Origin of the sequence: Amycolatopsis sp. WAC 04182, assembly GCF_003947465.1 — a bacterium.
Taxonomy (GTDB): Bacteria; Actinomycetota; Actinomycetes; order Mycobacteriales; family Pseudonocardiaceae; genus Amycolatopsis.
On the sequence record NZ_QHJJ01000001.1, the window covers coordinates 816,184 to 834,207 of the forward strand.

Genomic DNA, 18,024 nt, shown 5'->3' on the forward strand with positions numbered 1-18,024 from the left:
CGCCTACCGGTCACGGCTAGCTTCGGATTCATGCCGATGAACCTGGTGCACCGCAAACTCTGCAGTTCCGCGCTGTGGGCGAAGGCCGTCGCCCACGAGATGCCGGGCAACGTCGCCGGCTTCGACCTCGGCGACTCCGTACTGGAGATCGGCCCAGGCTTCGGCGCGACCACGCGCGCGCTCGTCGGGCTCGTTCCCCGGCTCACGGCGATCGAGATCGACGAAGCGTCGGCGGACCTCCTGAAACGGGAGTTCGACGGCCGGGTGCGGATCGTCCAGGGTGACGGAGCGGCGCTGCCCTTCGAGGACGGCGAGTTCTCGGCGGTCGTCTGTTTCACGATGCTGCACCACGTGCCGACGACGGCGTCGCAGGACTCGATCTTCGCGGAGGCGTTCCGCGTGCTCCGCCCCGGCGGCGTCCTGCGCGCGATCGACAGCCTGGAGAGTTTGCCGTTCCGGCTGCTCCACCTCGGCGACACGATGAACGCCCTCGACCCGGTTTCACTTTGGCCCCGGCTCACCGACGCCGGGTTCACCGACATCAAGGTCGACCACGTCCCGAAACGCAGCGTGAAGTTCTCGGCCAGGAAGCCTTCCTGACGCGCTAGCCGCGCGCGAGGACCAGCGGGACGAGTTGTTCGGCCGGGGTCAGCGAGCCGTGCTGGCCGACCAACGAGGATTCGACGGCCTCCGCCAGTTCCCGCACGAGGCCGAACCGTCCCTTCGACGCCACGACCACGTCGCCGATGCGCGGGCGGACCCGGTCGGAGACCGGGCCGAACCAGCCCGCCTCGATGGCCTCGTCGCGCGGCAGGGTCCACGTCCGGTCACCGATGACCTCGCGCCAGGCGGCCAGGACGTCGGCCTCCGCGCCCGGTTCGCTGTAGACGTGCCGTGCCCGGACCTCGCCCCCGATGGCCCGGACGCCTTCGAGCAGCGCGGGGGTCTCGTCGATGTCGAGCGCGCCCTCGACCGTCACCATGCCGTGGTCGGCCACGACCGCGAGGAGCGAGCCGGGCGACAAGCCGTCCACAATGGACTCCACCAGCCTGTCGACCTGTCGCAGCTGCATCCGCCACGGCGCCGAACCGGGGCCGTAGATGTGGCCCAGCATGTCGAGTTCGCTGTGGTAGCCCCAGCAGAACGCGGGCCGCGTTCCGAGACAGTGCAGGACGCACGCTGCCAGGTCTCCGAGCGCGTGGACACCCACATAACGCGCACCGGACTGCGTCGCGCGGGTGAGCGCGGTGTCGGCGAACTTCGCCGAAGACACCACGCTCGTCGTGATCCCGGCGGCCGCCGCGCGTTCGAACGTCGTCGGCAGCGGCTGCACCTCGCGCGGCGGCAGCGCGCCGCGGAGATCGCCACCGTCCACATGGCTGCTCCAGCGCAGCGCGTTCAGGACGCCGGTGCCCGGCACCTCGAAGCTGTAGCCGACCAGTCCGTGTTCCCCCGACGCCAGCCCGGTGCCGATCGCGCCGAGACCGGCCGCCGTCGTCGCCGGGAACCCGACCCGCAGCGGCGACTTCGCCAGCTGGGTGAGCACGGGCGCGTCGGCGGCGTGCTCGGCCAGCAGTTCCCAGCCGAGACCGTCGATGAGCAGGACGCACGCACTGGAGGCCTCCGCCAGGCACAGTGAATTGGCGAACCCGTCGGCGCCGAGGGCGGAGAGCACGGACGGGACGACTTGGCCGAGGTGCGGCACATGCGCCGCGACAGGCAGTTCCACCAGGCCAGCTTGCCATCCCGGAGGCCGGACGGAGATGGGATAATGCCGGACATGCCGACTTACGCCTACCGCTGCCGCGAATGCGCCGGAACCTTCGAACTGCTGCGGCCGATGAGCGAGTCCGGTGCGCCCGCGCCGTGCCCGGAGGGCCACCAGGACACCGTCAAACTGCTGACGACCGTCGCGCTGACCGGGTCTGCCTCCGGCCCCGCCCCTGTTCCCGCAGGTGGAGGCGGTTGCTGCGGAGGCGGCTGCTGCAGTTGACCCACCCGTTCGGGTGGCGCAACGTGTGATCGCCCGAATGGCGGGTACTCCCTTCCCACCAGTCTGGAAGCTCCAGTGGTGGGAAGGGAGAAAGTCCAGTGGCCACATCAGCACTGGCGGCCGTCGACTTCGGTCAGGGCGTGTCGAGCGCCTGGAGTTCGGTCGCCACCTTCGTCCCGAAACTGCTCGCGTTCCTGGTCATCCTGTTCATCGGCTGGCTGATCGCGAAGGCGCTCGCCAAGGCCGTGAGCATGGTGCTCGAGAAGGTCGGGTTCAACCGGCTCCTCGAACGCGGGGGCTTCAAACAGATGCTCGCGCGCAGCCAGTTCGACGCGTCGAACATCATCAGCAAGATCGTCTACTACGCGATCCTGCTGATCGCCCTGCAGTTCGCGTTCGGCGTGTTCGGCCCGAACCCGGTGAGCGCGCTGCTCAACGACATCGTCGCCTGGCTGCCGCGCGCCATCGTCGCGATCGTCATCGTGGTGATCGCCGGCGCGATCGCCAAGGCGGTCAAGGACCTGGTCGCCAACGCCCTCGGCGGCGTTTCCTACGGCAAGGTGCTCGCCACCATCGCCTCGGTGTTCATCTGGGGCCTCGGCGCGATCGCCGCGCTGAACCAGATCGGTGTCGCCACCGCGGTCACGCTGCCGGTGCTGATCACCGTGCTCGCCACGGTCGGCGGCATCGCCGTCGTCGGTGTCGGCGGTGGCCTCATCAAGCCGATGCAGCAGCGCTGGGAGACCTGGCTCGGCCGGGCCGAGGCGGAGATCCCCGCCGCGAAGGCGCAGGCCGAGGCCTACCAGCGCGGACGTGAGGACGCCGGCCGCTCGGGTGGGGTTCCCGCCGAGCGGACGACCGTCCACCAGCCGGTGTCCGCCGGGCACCACGCCGCGAACCCGACCACGCCGACGCAGCACCAGCAGTTCCCGCCCAGCCAGGGCCAGGTGCCCCAGCACCAGGATCCCGGCCAGCGGCCCCCCGGTGGAAACATGCCCCCTCCGCCGGAGTACCGCTGACCTTCCACGGGAGCGGGTGGGGCGTCCGGCCGCCCTACCCGTTCCCGGTCGGCTGGGTCCGCCGGTCGTCCATCGAGACGGCCAGCGAACACACGCCGACCAGCCGCGCGGTCATCCAGTCGCTGGTGGTCCAAGCGGACAGATCGGCCGGGATGCGGAACGTCCATCCCTTGGTCTTCGCCTCGTCGAGCAGCCCGCGGGTGTAGCCGGCGAGAAGGACGACACCGGCCACCGCCGCCGAACCTTCGACCCCCGCCGCGAGGATGTCCCGCACCGCGGCGGAGTGCTGATCGAAGACGGCCGACAGCCCGGGCACAGCGGCCGCGGCGGCCAGCCCGGCGACACCGATCTGCTGGTGCAGCCGGGAAAGCGTGCTACGAGCCGAAGATTCCACCCAGGACGAGACCAGATCTTTCACCCGACCAGGTTAGCCAGGCCGGACGATTTGTCGACATCCCGGTGACGACGATCGCAGAACTCAGCAAGCCTTGAGGGCCTGATCCAGGTCGTGCCACAGGTCCTCGACGTCCTCCAGCCCCACCGACATGCGGATCAGCCGGTCGGTGACCCCCGCGCCGCGCCGGTCGTCCTCGGCCACGATCCGGTGGCTGATCGAGGCGGGGTGCTGGATGAGCGAGTCCACGCTGCCGAGGCTGACGGCCGGCGTGATCAGCCGGACCGCGCCGATGAGCGCGTGCGGATCGCCCTCGACCTCGAACGCGATCAGCGGACCGCCGACGGCCGGGTAGTGCACAGCGCTCACGTTCGAGTGGCCACGAAGCCGCTCGACGAGTTCGGCGGCCGTCGCGGACGCGGCGTTGACGCGCAACGGAAGGGTCGAAAGGCCGCGAAGCAGCATGTACCCGGCAAGCGGGTGCAGCACGCCGCCGGTGGCGAAGCGGATCTGCCGCAACATCCCCGCGTCCTCGGCGCTACAAGCGACGATGCCGCCCATGACGTCACCGTGGCCGCCGAGGAACTTGGTCGCGCTGTGCAGGACGAACCGCGCGCCGTGCCGTCCCGGCCGCTGGAGCACGGGAGTCGCGAAGGTGTTGTCGACCAGCACCGGGACCTCGCCCGCGGCGCGCACGATCTCGGCGATGTCGACCTCGCGCAGGGTCGGGTTCGCGGGGGTTTCGAGCAGCACCAGCCCGGTGTCGGGCCGCAGCGCCGACGCGACGCCTTCCGGATCGGCCCAGGTCACCTCGGTGCCGAGCAGACCGGACGTGAGCATGTGATCGGTGCAGCCGTAGACCGGCCGGACGGCGACGACATGCCGTTTGCCCTGCGCGACGGCGGCGAGCAGCGAAGCCGACACCGCGGCCATGCCGGTGGCGAACGCGACGGCGTCGTCGAATCCTTCGAGTTCGGCCAGTGCCTTCTCGAACCGTTCGACGGTCGGGTTGCTCAGCCGCCCGTAGACCGGGAGCCCGGACAGCGAGCCCGAGGCGGCGAATTCGTCGATGCGGCCTGCCTCCTCGACGCTGTCCCGCGACGGGTAGGTCGTGGACAGGTCGAGCGGAGCGGCGTGGACGCCGAGGTCCGTGAGATCGTCACGGCCGGCGTGGACGGCTCGGGTGCGCAGCGTTGCGGTCATACCCGAGATGGTGCGATTTTCTCCGAATCAAGCGCAATATCCTCGGATATCATTCGCCGATGTCGGATTCCGTCGAATTGAGCACGGTTGATCTTCGTATTCTGCGGCTCCTGCAGAACGACGCCCGGATCTCGAACAAGGATCTCGCGGCCGAGGTCGGCGTCGCGCCCTCGACCTGTCTCGACCGCGTCAACCGGCTGCGCGAGCTCGGGGTGATCACCGGCCAGCGCGCCGAGGTGGACGCCGCCAAACTCGGCCGCCCGCTCGAAGCTCTCCTGTTCGTCCAGGTCCGGCCGCACCGGCGGGCGCTCGTCGACTCGTTCGTCGAGCACCTGCTGGCCCTGCCCGAGGTCCGCGCCGTCTACCACCTGACCGGCCCAGACGATTTCCTCGCGCATGTCGCCACCGCGTCGGCGACCGAGCTCCAACGGCTGGTCCTCGACGAACTGACCGCCCGCGACGAGGTCGCCCGGGTGCACACGAACCTCGTCTTCCAGCACTGGAGCGGGGGACCTTTGCTACCACCCGCTTAGGCCGCCTAGTCGATCCGGATCTTGAAGGGATGCGTGACGTCGGCAGGGCACGTGAAGACGTTCAGCACCCCCTGGCGGCGGAAGGACCAGCCCGCCGCCTCCCCCTCGGCGACTTCGCAGCCGCAACCGACCTCGTGTTCCTCGGAGGCCAGCGCGATCGTCTGGCGCAGTTCGGCGCCGCACTCCCGGCAGCCCAGCTCGTGCCGATCGGTCGCGTCCCAGGCGGTCCAGCCGCCGATCTTCGAGTACTGGTCCAGCTCCGGCCAGCCCTCCGGGTCTTCGCCCGCGCCCTCGGGAATGCCGAGCGCGGCGCGGGTCTCCGCCGGGAAGTCGCAGAGCCGGGGCAGTTCGTCGATCGAGCACGGTTCGAAAACGCAGGGATCCGGCACGTAGGCGGCCTTGGCGCCGTCGGGGGCCGACGGGGGGACCGTGATGTCCGTGATGTCCCGCACCTCGCCCGCATCACGCCAGACCAGCCGGACCGCGGGCCCCTGGTGATGCGGGCTGTCGTGGTCCATCGGGCAGAACAGGATCTGCAGGACGTCGGTGCCCTCGGGGAAGGGCAGCTCCGGGAAGTCGTCGCGGAAGAACTGCGCCGCGGCGACCATCGCCGGTACGGGCTCGTCGAGCGGATGCCCGCCTGTCCACGCGTCGTCGGACGCGTCCGGGTCGGGCGGCCAGGTCACCGGGCACTCCGGCCACGGCTCGTCCGACGGCCAGAGCAGCGGGCCGCCGAAGTGGCTTTCGTCCGGACCGGGCACTCCCGGCGCGGGGTGCAGCCGGATGGCCGTCCGGACCAGGTCGTTCAGGCCGGGGATGGGCATCCCGTCGTAGGTGAGCTGACGCACTCCCGGGAGCTTAGAGGTCCGGCAGCGGATCTTCAGGTTTCGCACCGTCCCGCATGATCTCCGCGTCGGCGGCGTGGACGACCGCGATGTACTCGTCGTCGATCTCGTAGTCGATGCCGCTGAACTTGAACCACGGGACGGTCGACGTGTCGACCGGGCCGATCCGCTGGTTTCGCAGCGTCGTCGAGACCACCCGTTTCGGGGTCTTCCGGCTCAGGTATCCGGTGGTGAGGATCGCGATCGTCTTACGGGTGACCGCGAAGAACACGCCGGGATTGGTGCTGCCCAGGACGTCGGCCGGGAACACGTAGTGGATCTCGTCGTCCGGATCGAGGAGCTCTTTGATCCGCTTCCTGACCCCTGAGGAAACCGGCATGTCACCCAAGTTACCGGGCCGAGTAGTCCTTGAACCCCTTTCCGGTCTTCCGGCCGAGCCGTCCGGCGGTCACGAGGTGTTCCAGCAGCGGCGCGGGCGCGAAGCCCTCTTCGCGGAACTCGTTGAACAGCGTCCGCTGGATCGCCAGTGAGACGTCCAGCCCGACGACGTCGAGCAGTTCGAACGGGCCCATCGGCAGCCCGCAGCCCACCTTCATCGCGGTGTCGATGTCGTCGGCCTCCGCGTAGTGCGCTTCGAGCATCTTCACCGCGTCGTTCAGGTACGGGAACAGCAGCGCGTTGACGATGAACCCGGCCCGGTCGCCGCAGTGCACGGGGTGCTTGCCCACGGCCGCGCAGACGGCGTCGACGGTCGCGATAACGTCGGGCGCGGTGGCGATGGTCGAGACGACCTCGACGAGCTTCATCACCGGCGCCGGATTGAAGAAGTGCACGCCGACCACGTCCGAAGGCCGCGAGGTGGCGGCCGCGCATTCGATGACGGGCAGGGACGACGTCGTCGTGGCCAGGACCGCACCCGGTTTCACGACGTCGTCGAGCGCGGCGAAAACCGCCTGCTTGACGGCCAGGTCTTCGGCCACCGCCTCGACGACGAGGTCGACGTCGGCCAGTTCCTCGAACTCCACCGCCGGCGAGATCCGGCCGAGCGCGGCGGCGGCGTCCTCCTCGGACAGCCTGCCCTTGACGACGGACTTGTCCAGCGACTTCTTCACCCGCGCGACCGACGCCGCGGCCTTCTCCGCGCTCCGCGCCCGCAGGATGACCTCGTAACCACGTTTCGCGAACACCTCGACGATGCCCGTCGCCATGGTCCCGGTCCCGACGACGCCGACTTTACGCACCTCACGAGGCGGGACGGTGTCCACTGTGGACTTCGTGACCGCGTCGGTCACCGTCGGCGAATCGGGCTCGTCGTAGGTGTAGAAACCCCGGCCCGTCTTCCGGCCGAGCAGCCCGGCGGTGATCATCTGCTTCAGCAGCGGCGCCGGCGCGTGCAGCCGGTTACGCGACTGGTGGTACATCGTGTCGAGGATCTCGTACGCGGTGTCCAGCCCGATGAGGTCGAGCAAAGCCAAGGGCCCCATGGGATATCCACAGCCGAACCGCATCGCCGCGTCGAGGTCCTCGCGCGTGGCGTAGCGCTGCTCGTACATCCGCACGGCGTGGTTGAGGTACCCGAAGAGCAGCGCGTTGGCGATGAACCCGGCGCGGTCGCCGATCACCACCGGGGTCTTGCCGAGGCGTTCGGCGAAGGCGACGACGTCGGTGACCACCTCGGGTTCGGTGACGACGGTGCGGACGATCTCGACGAGCTTGAGGATCGGCGCCGGGTTGAAGAAATGCATCCCGACGACCTTGCCCGGCCGCGCGGTGTGCACGCCGATCTCGGTGATCGACAGCGAGGAGGTGTTCGAGACGAAGATCGTGTCCGGGCCGGTGATCTTGTCCAGCTGGGCGAACACGTCGGATTTCGCTTCGAGGTTCTCCGGGATCGCCTCGATCACCAGGTCCACATCGGACAGTTCGGCCAGCGACGTGGTGTACCGGATCCGGTCCAGCAGCGCGCTCCGGCCGTCGGCGTCGAGTTTGCCGCCGGTCACCGCCCGTTCGGTCGAATGCTCCAGATGACCCCGGCCACGGTGGACGCCGTCGTCGTCGATCTCCACCGCGACGACGGACACACCGCTCCGCGCGAGCACCTCGGCGATCCCGGCACCCATGGTGCCGAGACCGATGACTCCCACACTCGAGATTTCCCGCGCCACAACCGGCCTCCGGAGGTTACTCGCTGGTAGTTTCTCCGATCGTGCCATGCCGGGGCGCGGAAAGCAGCGGCTGTCACCCTCCGAATCGAGTAAGTGTCACTCGCGGACGAGCTGAAGGACGCTTTCCCCGCATAAGACGAGAGGAAAGCGCCCTTCACCGCGTGAGACGAGGCGAAGGGCCCCTTCAGCTCACTCGCCGAAGTTCTGGTCGACCAGGTCCTTCACCTTGGTGAGTGCTTCCTCGGCCTGCGCGCCCTTCGCGCGGACCTCGATCCGGTCGCCCTGACGGGCACCGAGCGCCATCAGCGCGAGCACGCTGTTGGCGTCCGCGGTCTCGTCGCCGAGCCGCACGGTGACCTGCGCGTCCAGCCCCGCGATGCTCCGGACCAGTACCGCGGCGGGCCGCGCGTGCAACCCGACGTCGTTGCGCAGCGTGAGTTCGACAGTGCTCTCGCCGTCCTGCGCGCCTTCGTCGAACGTCAGGTCCGGCGGCGCGCCCGCGGCGGCGGCCGCTTCGGCGACGGCCTTGCGGTCCGCCCCGCCCTGCGCCGCGACGGCGGCCGCGATCGCGCCTTCGACCAGCGGCGCGTCCACGACGACCGCGGCCGACGGGTCGGCGAGCGATTCGACGGCCAGTTCCGCGGTCATCTGCGCGCTGCCCAGGTCGTACAGCAGGACGACGCCCCCGCCCGAATCGGCGCGCTGCGTCGCGGCGACGACCTCGTCGTAGTCCGTCCCGATCCCGCCGTCGGCAAGGCCGCCCGCCGCCGCGATGGTGACGTCCGGCGCCATCTGCGCGGCCAGTTCCGCCAGCCCTTCGGCCAGTTTGGTGCTGTGGGAGACGAGCACGATTCCGACGCTCACTTGGCGGCCTCCGCGAAGGCGCGCAGCAGCAAGGCCGTCGAACGGGCGCCGGGGTCCATATGCCCCTTGGCCCGCTCACCGAGGTACGAGGCCCGGCCCTTGCGCGGCACGAGCTCCACAGTGGACTCGGCGCCCTTGTCCGCGGCGTCCGCCGCCGCGGTCAGGATCTCCGCGATACCGGAGCCGGAGGCTTCCTCGGCGGCGGAGACGGCGGGGATCAGGGCGTCGACCATGGTCGCGTCTCCCCCGACGGCCTTGCCTCGCGCCTGCACTCCTTCGAGTGCCGCGCGCAGGGCCTCGACGAGCAGCGGACCGTCCACTTCGGCCGCGTCGCCCAGCTTGACCGACGCGCGCAGGAAAGCCGTGCCGTACAACGGGCCCGCCGCGCCGCCGACCTTCGAGATCAACGTCGTGGCGGCCAGCTTCGCGACCGCGGCGGGCGTTTCGGGAGTCGCGGTGTCCAAAGCGGACACGATGGCGCCGAACCCGCGATCCATGTTCTCGCCGTGGTCGGCGTCGCCGATCGCGCGGTCGAGGTCGACCAGTTCGGCTCGATGCTCGGCGATCACCGCGGCCGCCGCCCGCAAGGCGGCGGCGAGCGTCTCGGCGGTGCAGGCCATCAGACTCCCCACCTCAGGGCCGGGGTGTTCACCGGCGCGTCCCACAACTCGGTCAGCTCGTCGTCCAGTTTCAGCAACGTCAGGCTCATCCCCTGCATCTCGAGGCTGGTGATGTACGGCCCCACCAGCCGCCGTTCGACCACGATCCCACGCTCGGCCAGCAGCCGCTCGGCGATCCCGTGCGCCAGGTACAGCTCGACCAGCGGGGTCCCGCCCATCGAGTTCGTGAACAGGAGGACCTTGTCGCCCTCGGCGAAGGGCAGGTCCGTGACCACCGCTTCCACCATCCGCGCGACCAGTTCGTCGGCCGTCACCACCGCGGTCCGCTCGATACCGGGTTCGCCGTGGATACCGATGCCGAACTCGATCTCGTCGTCGGCGAGGTCGAAACTCGGCTCGCCCGCGTGGGGCACGGTCGGCGCGGTGAGCGCCACCCCGATCGACCGGACCTGGCCGATCACCTTGCGTGCCAGGGCTTCCACCGCGTCGAGCGTGTCGCCGCGTTCGGCGGCGGCACCGGTGACCTTCTCCAGCAGTACCGTGCCGCCGACCCCGCGACGGCCGGCGGTGTAGGTGGAGTCCTTGACCGCGACGTCGTCGTCGATCACCACGCTGCGCACGTCCAGCCCCTCGGCGGCGGCGAGTTCCGCGGCGGTCTCGAAGTTGAGCACGTCGCCGGTGTAGTTCTTCACGATCAGCAGCGCGCCCGCGTCCCCGGTGGTGGCCTTGACCGCGGCCTCCACTGCGTCCGGCGTCGGCGAGGTGAACACCGCGCCGGGGACGGCGGCCGCGAGCATGCCCTGCCCGACGAAGCCACCGTGCAGCGGTTCGTGCCCGGAGCCGCCGCCGGAGATCACCGCGACCTTGCCCGCCACGGGCGCGTCCACCCGCACCACGAGCGCCGGGTCGTCCTCCACGCGCAGGACGTCCGCGTGCGCCGCGGCGAGTCCGCGCAGGGATTCCGCGACCACCGTCTTCGGGTCGTTGATGATCTTCTTCAAGGGTGGCCTCCGGCCGTCGGCGGGTGGGGTGTCCCCTTCCTACCTCGCCCGGCCGGATGCCGCCAGCGTCAGGGCTTCGGCAGCTTGGAGATCACCGATTTGGCGACCTTGACCGCCTTGCCGCACGACACCGCTTCGTCCTTCGACTTCTCGTCGTAGTTCCGGTAGTTGACGCTGACGATCTCGACGTCGTCGCCGGACCACGGCTTGTGCTGCCACTCGAGCTTGCACTCGGCGGCGTTACCGGTGCCGACCTTCTGGTAGACGGCGACACCGTCGACGTCGATCTTCTTGTTCCCGTCGCGTTCCGCCGGCGGAAGCGCGTGGCGGAAGCCGATCGAGACCCGCGGATTGGAGCCCGGTGTCCAGTCGCAGGAGTGGAAGGTGGTCAGCTCGGCCGCGCCGTGCGGCACCACCTCGTTGAGGACGGCGCTGTCGGCGGCGGTGCACGGATCGACGGCGGTGAGCGTGCCCGCGACGGCCGGGTACTTCGCCGGTGACGTGTGCAGGATCTTCACGGCCTTCGCGGCCACCGCACGGCCTGTCGCGCACGAGTCGCCACCGTCGTAGGTGACCGAAAAGCTGATCCCGCGCTCGGGTTTGCGCAGGGTCATGATGGCGACTTCGCAGCTCTTCCCGTCCTTGCCCTTCCGCTCGATCTGCGGCAGGCCATCGACCGTCGAAACGGTGACGCCGTTGCTCGAGAGGTAGGTCGACGCGCCGATCTCGACCCTGACCGAGAGTTCCTTGCCTCCGGCGTCGACGGCCTTCGCCCGGCAGGTGCCGAACGAGCTGAGATTCGACGTCGGCTCCTCCGGCGTGCCGAGGCTGCTCAGCACTTCCTTGCTCACCAGCCCGCACGGCTCGATCGTGCGCAGCACCGCCGGGGTGACCGCGGGATCGTTGATGTCCCCGTCGGGCACCGAGCCGTTGCCGGAGCCGGGTTCGGCGGCGACGGTGGTCCGGGCGAAGTTGGACTTGGCGAGGTTCTGACCGCAGGCCGACACCGCGCCGAGCGCGGCCACCAGGGCCAGCACGGACGCGATCCGGCGACGTCGAGCGTTGAACAGCACGAAGTGCACGGTAGCCGGAGCTCCTCGCCGGTGTCCGGACAACCCGGCTATTCGCCGCCCTCGCCGTCGGTGCTCGGCGGCACCACGATGGGGCGCAGCTTCGCCCACAGCACGAACAGCGCCGCGAACACCAGCATGCCGATGCCCGCCCACAGGTTGATGTTGACCTCGGCGGCCTTGGTCAGCTCCTCCTCGGTGGTGAACCAGAGGCCCATGATCGTGAGCACCAGCCCGTAACCGCCGATGAGCAGCGCGATGATCAGCCGGATGTCGAAGACGCCGGCCTTCTTGGGAGCTTGCGACGCAGCCATCTCCGGCCTCCTAGAAGATGATGTTGAGCACGATGGTCAGGATCAGCACGATGCCCGCGAGCAGGCCCGGCTTGCGGTACCAGCCCGCGTCGTCGCCGGTCTCGTCGTGCTTCAGCGACTCCTTCGGGGTGAGGGAGTACACGAGGCCGACCAGCTGGGCCTCCGGCTTCGGCGCGGTGGCGAGCGAGACCCCGACACTGACCGCGATGTCGACGACGAACGCCGTACCGGCGGCCACGAAGCTGATGCCCTGCCCGGTGAGCCCGAGGACCCCGGCCTGCGAAAGCAGCCACACGGTGATCGCGGAGGCGGTACCGGACACGAGGCCGACCCAGCCCGCCGTCGGCGTCATCCGCTTCCAGAACATGCCGAGGATGAAGGTGGCGAACAGCGGCGCGTTGAAGAAGGAGAACAGGTCCTGCAGGTAGGTCAGGATGTTCCCGGAGTTCGACGCGATGAACGCGGTGCCGATCGCGAGCACGGTGCCGACCGCGGTGACCAGGCGGCCGAGCCGCAGGTAGTAGCCGTCCGACTCGTTCTTCTTCACGTACGACTGCCAGATGTCGTAGGTGAACACGGTGTTGAACGAGCTCAGGTTCGCGGCCATGCCCGCCATGAACGAGGCGAGCAGACCGGCGAGCGCCACGCCGAGCATGCCGTTGGGCAGCAGGTCGCGCATCAGCAGCAGGATCGCGTTGTTCGCGGTCACGCCGCTGGGCGCGTCGCCGCCCTCGAGCAGGATCTGCTTGTCCTGGACGTACTCGGAAACGGTGACCGCGGCGATCATGCCCGGGATGATCACGATGAACGGGACCAGCATCTTCGGGAAGGCGCCGATGATCGGCGTCCGCCGCGCGGCCGACATGCTCTTCGACGCCATCGCGCGCTGGACCTCGACGAAGTTCGTGGTCCAGTAACCGAAGGACAGCACGAAACCGAGGCCGAAGACGAGACCGAGGATCGACAGGAAGCTGTTGCCGAAGCCGGTGAGGTTGTCACCCGGCCACGAGTGCAGCTGCGCTTCGCCGCCGGGGCTCGCGGTGACCTTGTCGACGAGACCCTGCCAGCCGCCGACCTTCACCAGGCCGACGATGGTCAGCGGCAGCAGCGCCGCGACGATCACGAAGAACTGCAGGACCTCGTTGTAGATCGCGGCGGAAAGGCCGCCGAGCGCGGTGTAGGAGAGCACGACCGCGGCCGCGACGATGATCGACACCCACAGCGGCCAGCCGAGCAGCAGGTTCACCACGCTGGCGAGCAGGAACAGGTTCGCGCCCGCGATGAGGATCTGCGCGCTCGCGAAACTGATGCCGTTGACCAGGTGGGCGGGTTTGCCGAACCGGCGGAGCATGAACTCCGGGACACTGCGGACCTTCGAGCCGTAGTAGAACGGCATCATCACGATGCCGAGGAACAGCATCGCCGGGATCGCGCCGATCCAGAAGTAGTGGACGGTCGGCAGGCCGTAGAGCACGCCGTTGGCCGACATGCCCATGATCTCGACCGCGCCGAGGTTCGCCGAGATGAAGGCGAGACCGGTGACCCAGGCGGGCAGTGAGCGGCCGGAGAGGAAGAAGTCGAGGCTGCTCGAGACCGACCTTCGCGCCATGTACCCGATGCCGAGCACCAGGGCGAAATAGAAGGCGAGCAGGACGTAGTCGATCGGACTTGCGTCGAGCCGCAGGTTCGCATCGGCCAGTACGTGCAACCGACTCACCTCCATAGTGAAAATGTCCACGAGAAACGCCGGTATCGCGTCAATCGCGGACCATACTGCATGGATTCAGGAGCGGCAGTGCGGGTGGGCGACGTCCGCCCTGACGTGTCTGTTTCGGGACAATTCTTGACAATTCCTGTCCGATCCCCGGGCCTTCAAGGCGTTGCCGGCAGCCGCACCGCTTCGATTTCGGCGTCGTTCAGCAGCGCCTCGATCAAGGCGGGTGGACCGGCGACCTTGGTGGCCCACAGGTCGTAATCGGTGCACAGGCACCAAGATCGATCTTCGGCCCAGAGATTGGACGGGCTGAAGTCCGCCTCGGAATGGTCGTACAGGATCTCGGCGTCACCGAGGCGCCCGGCTCGCACATGGAGGTTGTCGAAGTCCTCCGCGCCCAGGGTCAGCGGGTTGTAATAGGCGAGGCACGCGGTGTCCCGGCCCGCCGGACCGAACTCGGTGAGCACGCCGATCAGCCGCGTCCAGGTCTCGCGGTCCAGGCTTCCCTCGGTCGGCGGGATGATCCCCAGCGGCCAGCTTCCCTCCTTCCTGATCGAAGGGAAGCATCGGAAGCACGGCATCATTCCCGACGGGACGACCGGATCGCCGGTGCGGCGGGCGAGCTCCGCCCAGCGCAGCCGCCGCCATCCGGGGCCGGGATGCCCGGCGCGGCCGATTCCCCCTCCGGTGGTCACACCCACGGCTTCGAGATCGAGGCCGCCGATGATGTGCGGCTCGACGCTCCCTTCGGCCACTTGAGCCTGGCGATGCTCGTGGTACGACGTTTCGGACGGCCCCTGCTCGTGCTCGTACATCGCGTTGAGCACCCAGACGGCGTCCGGCATCGGCGGCGGCATGAATCCGGTCAGGCCGTCACCGCACAGGTCACGCAACCAATCGGTGGCGCCGGACGGCGCGAGCGGCCATGCCCTCGACAGCGGTTCTCCGTGCACTCCGTCATGATCGCGGAAAAGGGCCGTCCCGTCGCCGGAACGGCCCTTCCCCGTGACCGGTGGGGGTTTACCGGTCCGTGGGCAGGCCCACTTCGCCGTCCTCCTTGATCAACCGGGCGAGGACGTCGTCCGGCATGTACGTGCGGTGCGGGTAGCCCGAGCCCCACGAGTTGAGGAACGGCACGGCGCCGAGCTCGTCGGCACGCGGGTTGCCGAGGACCTCGTGCACCTCTTCGACCGACTTCGCCCAGCGATAGGCCTGGATGCCGTTCTTGACGTCGGGCGTGTAGGCGGCCCGCTTGACGTGGTCGTCGTCCGTGTAGGTCTCGGACCACGGGACGTGCCCCAGTTCGAGCAGGACCTCGGCCGCCGCGCGGACGGACGTGCCGTTGTTGTCGCCGGGGTTGGTCTCGCCCCATTCGTCACGCAGCTTCGACTGGTCCCACAGCCACCGCGCGGCGTACAGGTCGCCGTTGAACATCGTCATGCAGCGCGACCAGCCGAAGCCGACGCAGGCGCCTTCCTTGCCCTGGTCGTAGAAGGCGTACTGGGTGTCGCCGTCGGTCGATTCACCGGGTTCGAGGCAGACGCAGTGCCCGCCGCGGATCCTGGTGAGCGATTTCGCGCCGCCTTTCGCGACGAAGAACTCGCCGGACTTCTCGTCCTTTTCCGGCACGTCGAATTCCTTGTACCAGTTGACACCGATGACGACCGGCGACCGGGTCGGCCGGTCCTCGGTGGCCAGCGCGGTCAACGGATAGCGCTCGACGTGGCGCCAGTCGTCCGGGACGAACCGGCCGAGGCGGCCGTCCGCCGGGTCACTGCCGATCGGGCGATAACGCATGGGATCCTCCTATCCCTCATCCCACCGGAATACCGCCGGCGAGTTCACTGCGGCACGATCTTTTCCAGAAACCGCCGCGCGGCCTCCCGCCCGCTTTCGAAGAGGCGCTTCTTTTCCTCTTCGCCGAGCCCGAAGTCGACGGCGGAAACCCCCGTCGTGTCGACGTACACCGTCCGCCGGTTCACACCTTCCTCGTGCAAGCGGTAACGATTCCAGTCCGACAGCAGGGTTTCGAGCGAACCGATGGCGATCCGCAACGCGCTCTTGACCGGTTTGTCCTTGCCGCCCGCGGGTTCCCCGGACAGCTTCACGCCCCAGGTCGGCCACCGCGGCTTCTTCGCGTCGGTCCGGTCGAAGACGGTGATCGGGAAGTTCGACAGCAGGCCGCCGTCGACCCACGTGACGGTCCCCTCGGGATGGACGTCGAACTGCACCGGCCGGAAGTAGAGCGGGATCGACATCGACGCGCGGACCGCGTCGACGACCTTCTCCGCACCGGGATCGCGGCCGTACTGGGAATAATCCCAAGGCAACCGGACGAGCACCCGCCTGGTCAGGTCGCTGACGTGGACGACGAGCGAATACCGTTGATACGGAAGCAAAGTACCTTCGGGATCTTCGATGGCCAGATCGGCGAAAGTGCGCACGCCGACCTCTTCCAGCAACGGCGCGAGCCATTCGGTGAGATAGTCACCGGAGTGCATCCCGTCGTGCAGAAGCAGATCGACGCCATCGCCGATCGGTCCGGCGACCTTGTCGAGCAGGGACTGATCCTGGAACCGGCGGCAGTCCAAGTCGTTCATCACCGCTTCCAGCCCGCCGAGATCCTTCCCCGCCTTCTGATACGCGGCGACCAGTGTCGCGACGATCGCGCCCGCGCTCGTCCCGGCGATCCGGGGAAACGAATAACCGGCATCGTGCAACTCCAGTACCGCGCCCAGCAACCCGATACCTTTGACGCCGCCGCCTTCCAGCACGAGATCGACGTTCTTCCGTGAATCAGCCATGGCCCATCACCCCTGCACCCCGCGGGTCCCCATATGTCGGCGGTACCCCTCGCGGAAATCGAGTGTGACACAGCGCGAGACCGGCCAATCCGGCGTTCACCCGAATGGCACAGAAATAGCTGGTTCTTTTGCAGGAGAACGCGAGTTCGTTACTTTCTCGCGCCCTTTAGGGCATTCTGTGGCGCGGGAAAGAATGCAGATACGAATCCGAGGACTCGATTCGATATCGGCTGTTCACTGCTCTGAGAGTCACCAGGCCCCGTAACATGCAGTGGACAGTGCCCGACTTCGCAGCATGCAACGCATCGCGATGATCTTCGCAGTGGTCCTGCTCAGCGGGTCATCCGCGGGATGCACGGAGAGCCCTGCGGGCTCGACGGCGACCACGAGGCCGCCGCCGTCATCGACAGCGACCTCCACCGCGCGGACCTCGCCGCCGAGCACTAGCAGGAGCGCACCGAGTTCGACGGCATCGACGCCACCGAGCGAGTACCCGAAGTTCGTGCCGAAGTCCAAGGTCGACAAGCGGTACACGCAGTACGTCGAGGGCGACAAGATGGTGATGCTGGCCCCCGGCGTCTATGCGGAACCCCCACCGGACGGAGTCCTCGGCAGACTCGAGGACTACAGCTCTTACTTGGGCAACTGCACAGCGATCAAGCGCTACTCCGAAACCTACCCCGGCGGGCACACCTGCTGGTGATCGCAGAGCTCAGGCAGCGACGCCGTCAGTACATGAAGGACCCCTTCCTTGCGCTAGACGCAAGGAAGGGGTCCTTCATGTACTGAGGCCGTTCAGAAGAGGCGGAACTCGTCCGATTCGATGCCGCGCAACGCGTCGTAGTCGAGCGTGAGGCACCGGATCCCCCGGTCCTCGGCCAGCACCCGCGCCTGCGGCTTGATGATCTGCGCCGCGAAGACACCCTGCACCGGCGCCAGCAGCGGGTCGCGGTTGAGCAGTTCGAGGTACCGCGTCAGCTGCTCGACGCCGTCGATCTCGCCGCGCCGTTTGATCTCGACGGCGACACTGGCACCGTCGGCGTCGCGGGCCATGATGTCGACCGGCCCGATCGCGGTCGGGAACTCACGCCGCACCAGGGTGTAGCCGTCGCCGAGGGTCTTGATGTGCTCGGCGAGCAGTTCCTGCAGGTGCGCCTCGACGCCGTCCTTCTGCAGTCCCGGTTCGGCGCCGAGTTCCTGCGCGTGGTCGTGGAAGATCTCGTCGATCGTGATGACGAGCTTCTCCCCCTGCTTGTTCTCGACGATCCACAGCTTGCCGTCCTCGATCAGCCAGCACGGCGGGCTCATCCAGTTCAGCGGCTTGTAGGCGCGGTCGTCCGAGTGCACGGACACCGAGCCGTCGGCCTTCACGAGCAGCAGCCGGGTGGCCATCGGCAGATGGGCGGTCAGACGGCCGGCGTAGTCGACCTGGCAGCGAGCGATCACAAGGCGCACCACGCGAGGGTAGGACAAGCACGGCGATAC

At 68.5% G+C, this 18,024-nt stretch carries 21 protein-coding genes; 5 read left to right on the top strand and 16 right to left on the bottom strand.

Going from position 1 to position 18,024, the window contains the following annotated elements:
- The first annotated feature begins 36 nt into the window (after window positions 1-36).
- Window positions 37-600, top strand: coding sequence for a class I SAM-dependent methyltransferase (locus DMH01_RS04155; protein ID WP_125674314.1), 564 nt, complete (start codon window positions 37-39; stop codon window positions 598-600).
- Window positions 601-604: 4 nt separating this feature from the next.
- Here DMH01_RS04155 and DMH01_RS04160 read toward each other — a convergent pair whose 3' ends face one another.
- A complete protein-coding gene (locus DMH01_RS04160) occupies window positions 605-1,729 on the bottom strand; it encodes an alkaline phosphatase family protein (RefSeq protein WP_125673769.1) in 1,125 nt (374 codons plus the stop codon).
- Window positions 1,730-1,780: 51 nt separating this feature from the next.
- Between DMH01_RS04160 and DMH01_RS04165 the strand changes: the two genes are divergently transcribed.
- Together DMH01_RS04165 and DMH01_RS04170 are read left to right on the top strand one after the other, a co-directional pair.
- Window positions 1,781-1,993: an FmdB family zinc ribbon protein gene (locus tag DMH01_RS04165; RefSeq protein WP_038508997.1), complete on the top strand. Its 213-nt coding sequence runs from the start codon at window positions 1,781-1,783 to the stop codon at window positions 1,991-1,993.
- Between the two features lie 98 nt (window positions 1,994-2,091).
- Window positions 2,092-3,012 (top strand): hypothetical protein, encoded by a 921-nt coding sequence (locus tag DMH01_RS04170; protein WP_125673770.1) that lies wholly within the window; start codon window positions 2,092-2,094, stop codon window positions 3,010-3,012.
- A gap of 34 nt (window positions 3,013-3,046) precedes the next feature.
- Here the strand turns inward: DMH01_RS04170 and DMH01_RS04175 are convergent, their stop codons facing one another.
- Together DMH01_RS04175 and DMH01_RS04180 are read right to left on the bottom strand one after the other, a co-directional pair.
- Complete coding sequence (locus tag DMH01_RS04175) at window positions 3,047-3,430, bottom strand: DUF6401 family natural product biosynthesis protein (RefSeq protein WP_125673771.1); 384 nt, start codon at window positions 3,428-3,430, stop codon at window positions 3,047-3,049.
- Between the two features lie 60 nt (window positions 3,431-3,490).
- Window positions 3,491-4,609 carry a PLP-dependent aspartate aminotransferase family protein gene (locus DMH01_RS04180; protein ID WP_125673772.1) on the bottom strand — a complete coding sequence of 373 codons (1,119 nt, stop codon included), beginning with the start codon at window positions 4,607-4,609 and terminating at the stop codon, window positions 3,491-3,493.
- A gap of 59 nt (window positions 4,610-4,668) precedes the next feature.
- Here DMH01_RS04180 and DMH01_RS04185 point away from each other — a divergent pair, with 59 nt between their 5' ends.
- Window positions 4,669-5,142, top strand: coding sequence for an Lrp/AsnC family transcriptional regulator (locus DMH01_RS04185; RefSeq protein ID WP_125673773.1), 474 nt, complete (start codon window positions 4,669-4,671; stop codon window positions 5,140-5,142).
- A gap of 5 nt (window positions 5,143-5,147) precedes the next feature.
- Here the strand turns inward: DMH01_RS04185 and DMH01_RS04190 are convergent, their stop codons facing one another.
- The 12 genes from DMH01_RS04190 to DMH01_RS04245 all read right to left on the bottom strand — a co-directional run bounded on the left by DMH01_RS04190 (window position 5,148) and on the right by DMH01_RS04245 (window position 16,539).
- Window positions 5,148-5,990: a hypothetical protein gene (locus DMH01_RS04190; protein WP_125673774.1), complete on the bottom strand. Its 843-nt coding sequence runs from the start codon at window positions 5,988-5,990 to the stop codon at window positions 5,148-5,150.
- 10 nt (window positions 5,991-6,000) lie between these two features.
- Window positions 6,001-6,366: a hypothetical protein gene (locus DMH01_RS04195; RefSeq protein ID WP_125673775.1), complete on the bottom strand. Its 366-nt coding sequence runs from the start codon at window positions 6,364-6,366 to the stop codon at window positions 6,001-6,003.
- A 10-nt stretch (window positions 6,367-6,376) separates the two neighbouring features.
- Window positions 6,377-8,152, bottom strand: a complete 1,776-nt coding sequence (locus DMH01_RS04200) for a 3-hydroxyacyl-CoA dehydrogenase family protein (RefSeq protein WP_125673776.1) — start codon at window positions 8,150-8,152, stop codon at window positions 6,377-6,379.
- A 189-nt stretch (window positions 8,153-8,341) separates the two neighbouring features.
- Complete coding sequence (dhaM, locus tag DMH01_RS04205) at window positions 8,342-9,016, bottom strand: dihydroxyacetone kinase phosphoryl donor subunit DhaM (protein ID WP_125673777.1); 675 nt, start codon at window positions 9,014-9,016, stop codon at window positions 8,342-8,344.
- Entirely contained in the window at window positions 9,013-9,636 is a 624-nt protein-coding gene (gene dhaL / locus DMH01_RS04210) for a dihydroxyacetone kinase subunit DhaL (protein WP_125673778.1), read from the bottom strand. The genes dhaM and dhaL overlap by 4 nt, the downstream gene beginning before the upstream one ends.
- Window positions 9,636-10,637, bottom strand: coding sequence for a dihydroxyacetone kinase subunit DhaK (gene dhaK / locus DMH01_RS04215; protein WP_034308881.1), 1,002 nt, complete (start codon window positions 10,635-10,637; stop codon window positions 9,636-9,638). The genes dhaL and dhaK overlap by 1 nt, the downstream gene beginning before the upstream one ends.
- A 68-nt stretch (window positions 10,638-10,705) precedes the next feature.
- A complete protein-coding gene (locus DMH01_RS04220) occupies window positions 10,706-11,710 on the bottom strand; it encodes a DUF3558 domain-containing protein (RefSeq protein WP_233621394.1) in 1,005 nt (334 codons plus the stop codon).
- Between the two features lie 47 nt (window positions 11,711-11,757).
- Window positions 11,758-12,021: a hypothetical protein gene (locus DMH01_RS04225; RefSeq protein ID WP_125673780.1), complete on the bottom strand. Its 264-nt coding sequence runs from the start codon at window positions 12,019-12,021 to the stop codon at window positions 11,758-11,760.
- A gap of 10 nt (window positions 12,022-12,031) precedes the next feature.
- Complete coding sequence (locus DMH01_RS04230; protein WP_125674316.1) at window positions 12,032-13,729, bottom strand: sodium:solute symporter family protein; 1,698 nt, start codon at window positions 13,727-13,729, stop codon at window positions 12,032-12,034.
- A gap of 164 nt (window positions 13,730-13,893) precedes the next feature.
- Complete coding sequence (locus DMH01_RS04235) at window positions 13,894-14,688, bottom strand: hypothetical protein (RefSeq protein WP_125673781.1); 795 nt, start codon at window positions 14,686-14,688, stop codon at window positions 13,894-13,896.
- Window positions 14,689-14,755: 67 nt separating this feature from the next.
- On the bottom strand, window positions 14,756-15,532 hold the full coding sequence (locus tag DMH01_RS04240) for a hypothetical protein (RefSeq protein ID WP_125673782.1): 777 nt from the start codon (window positions 15,530-15,532) through the stop codon (window positions 14,756-14,758).
- Between the two features lie 44 nt (window positions 15,533-15,576).
- Entirely contained in the window at window positions 15,577-16,539 is a 963-nt protein-coding gene (locus DMH01_RS04245; protein WP_125673783.1) for a patatin-like phospholipase family protein, read from the bottom strand.
- 502 nt (window positions 16,540-17,041) lie between these two features.
- On the opposite strand from DMH01_RS04245, the gene DMH01_RS04250 reads away from it, so the two are divergent.
- Complete coding sequence (locus DMH01_RS04250; protein ID WP_125673784.1) at window positions 17,042-17,242, top strand: hypothetical protein; 201 nt, start codon at window positions 17,042-17,044, stop codon at window positions 17,240-17,242.
- A 92-nt stretch (window positions 17,243-17,334) separates the two neighbouring features.
- Here the strand turns inward: DMH01_RS04250 and nucS are convergent, their stop codons facing one another.
- On the bottom strand, window positions 17,335-17,994 hold the full coding sequence (nucS, locus tag DMH01_RS04255) for an endonuclease NucS (RefSeq protein WP_034308895.1): 660 nt from the start codon (window positions 17,992-17,994) through the stop codon (window positions 17,335-17,337).
- Window positions 17,995-18,024: the final 30 nt, after the last annotated feature.

What these genes read in the sequence shown, in the direction of transcription:
- DMH01_RS04155 (WP_125674314.1), top strand. Translation starts at nt 37, where the DNA reads ATGAACCTGGTGCACCGCAAACTCTGCAGTTCCGCGCTGTGGGCGAAG.
- DMH01_RS04165 (WP_038508997.1), top strand. Translation starts at nt 1,781, where the DNA reads ATGCCGACTTACGCCTACCGCTGCCGCGAATGCGCCGGAACCTTCGAA.
- DMH01_RS04180 (WP_125673772.1), bottom strand. Translation starts at nt 4,609, where the DNA reads ATGACCGCAACGCTGCGCACCCGAGCCGTCCACGCCGGCCGTGACGAT.
- DMH01_RS04185 (WP_125673773.1), top strand. Translation starts at nt 4,669, where the DNA reads ATGTCGGATTCCGTCGAATTGAGCACGGTTGATCTTCGTATTCTGCGG.
- DMH01_RS04195 (WP_125673775.1), bottom strand. Translation starts at nt 6,366, where the DNA reads ATGCCGGTTTCCTCAGGGGTCAGGAAGCGGATCAAAGAGCTCCTCGAT.
- dhaL (WP_125673778.1), bottom strand. Translation starts at nt 9,636, where the DNA reads ATGGCCTGCACCGCCGAGACGCTCGCCGCCGCCTTGCGGGCGGCGGCC.
- DMH01_RS04225 (WP_125673780.1), bottom strand. Translation starts at nt 12,021, where the DNA reads ATGGCTGCGTCGCAAGCTCCCAAGAAGGCCGGCGTCTTCGACATCCGG.
- DMH01_RS04240 (WP_125673782.1), bottom strand. Translation starts at nt 15,532, where the DNA reads ATGCGTTATCGCCCGATCGGCAGTGACCCGGCGGACGGCCGCCTCGGC.
- DMH01_RS04245 (WP_125673783.1), bottom strand. Translation starts at nt 16,539, where the DNA reads ATGGCTGATTCACGGAAGAACGTCGATCTCGTGCTGGAAGGCGGCGGC.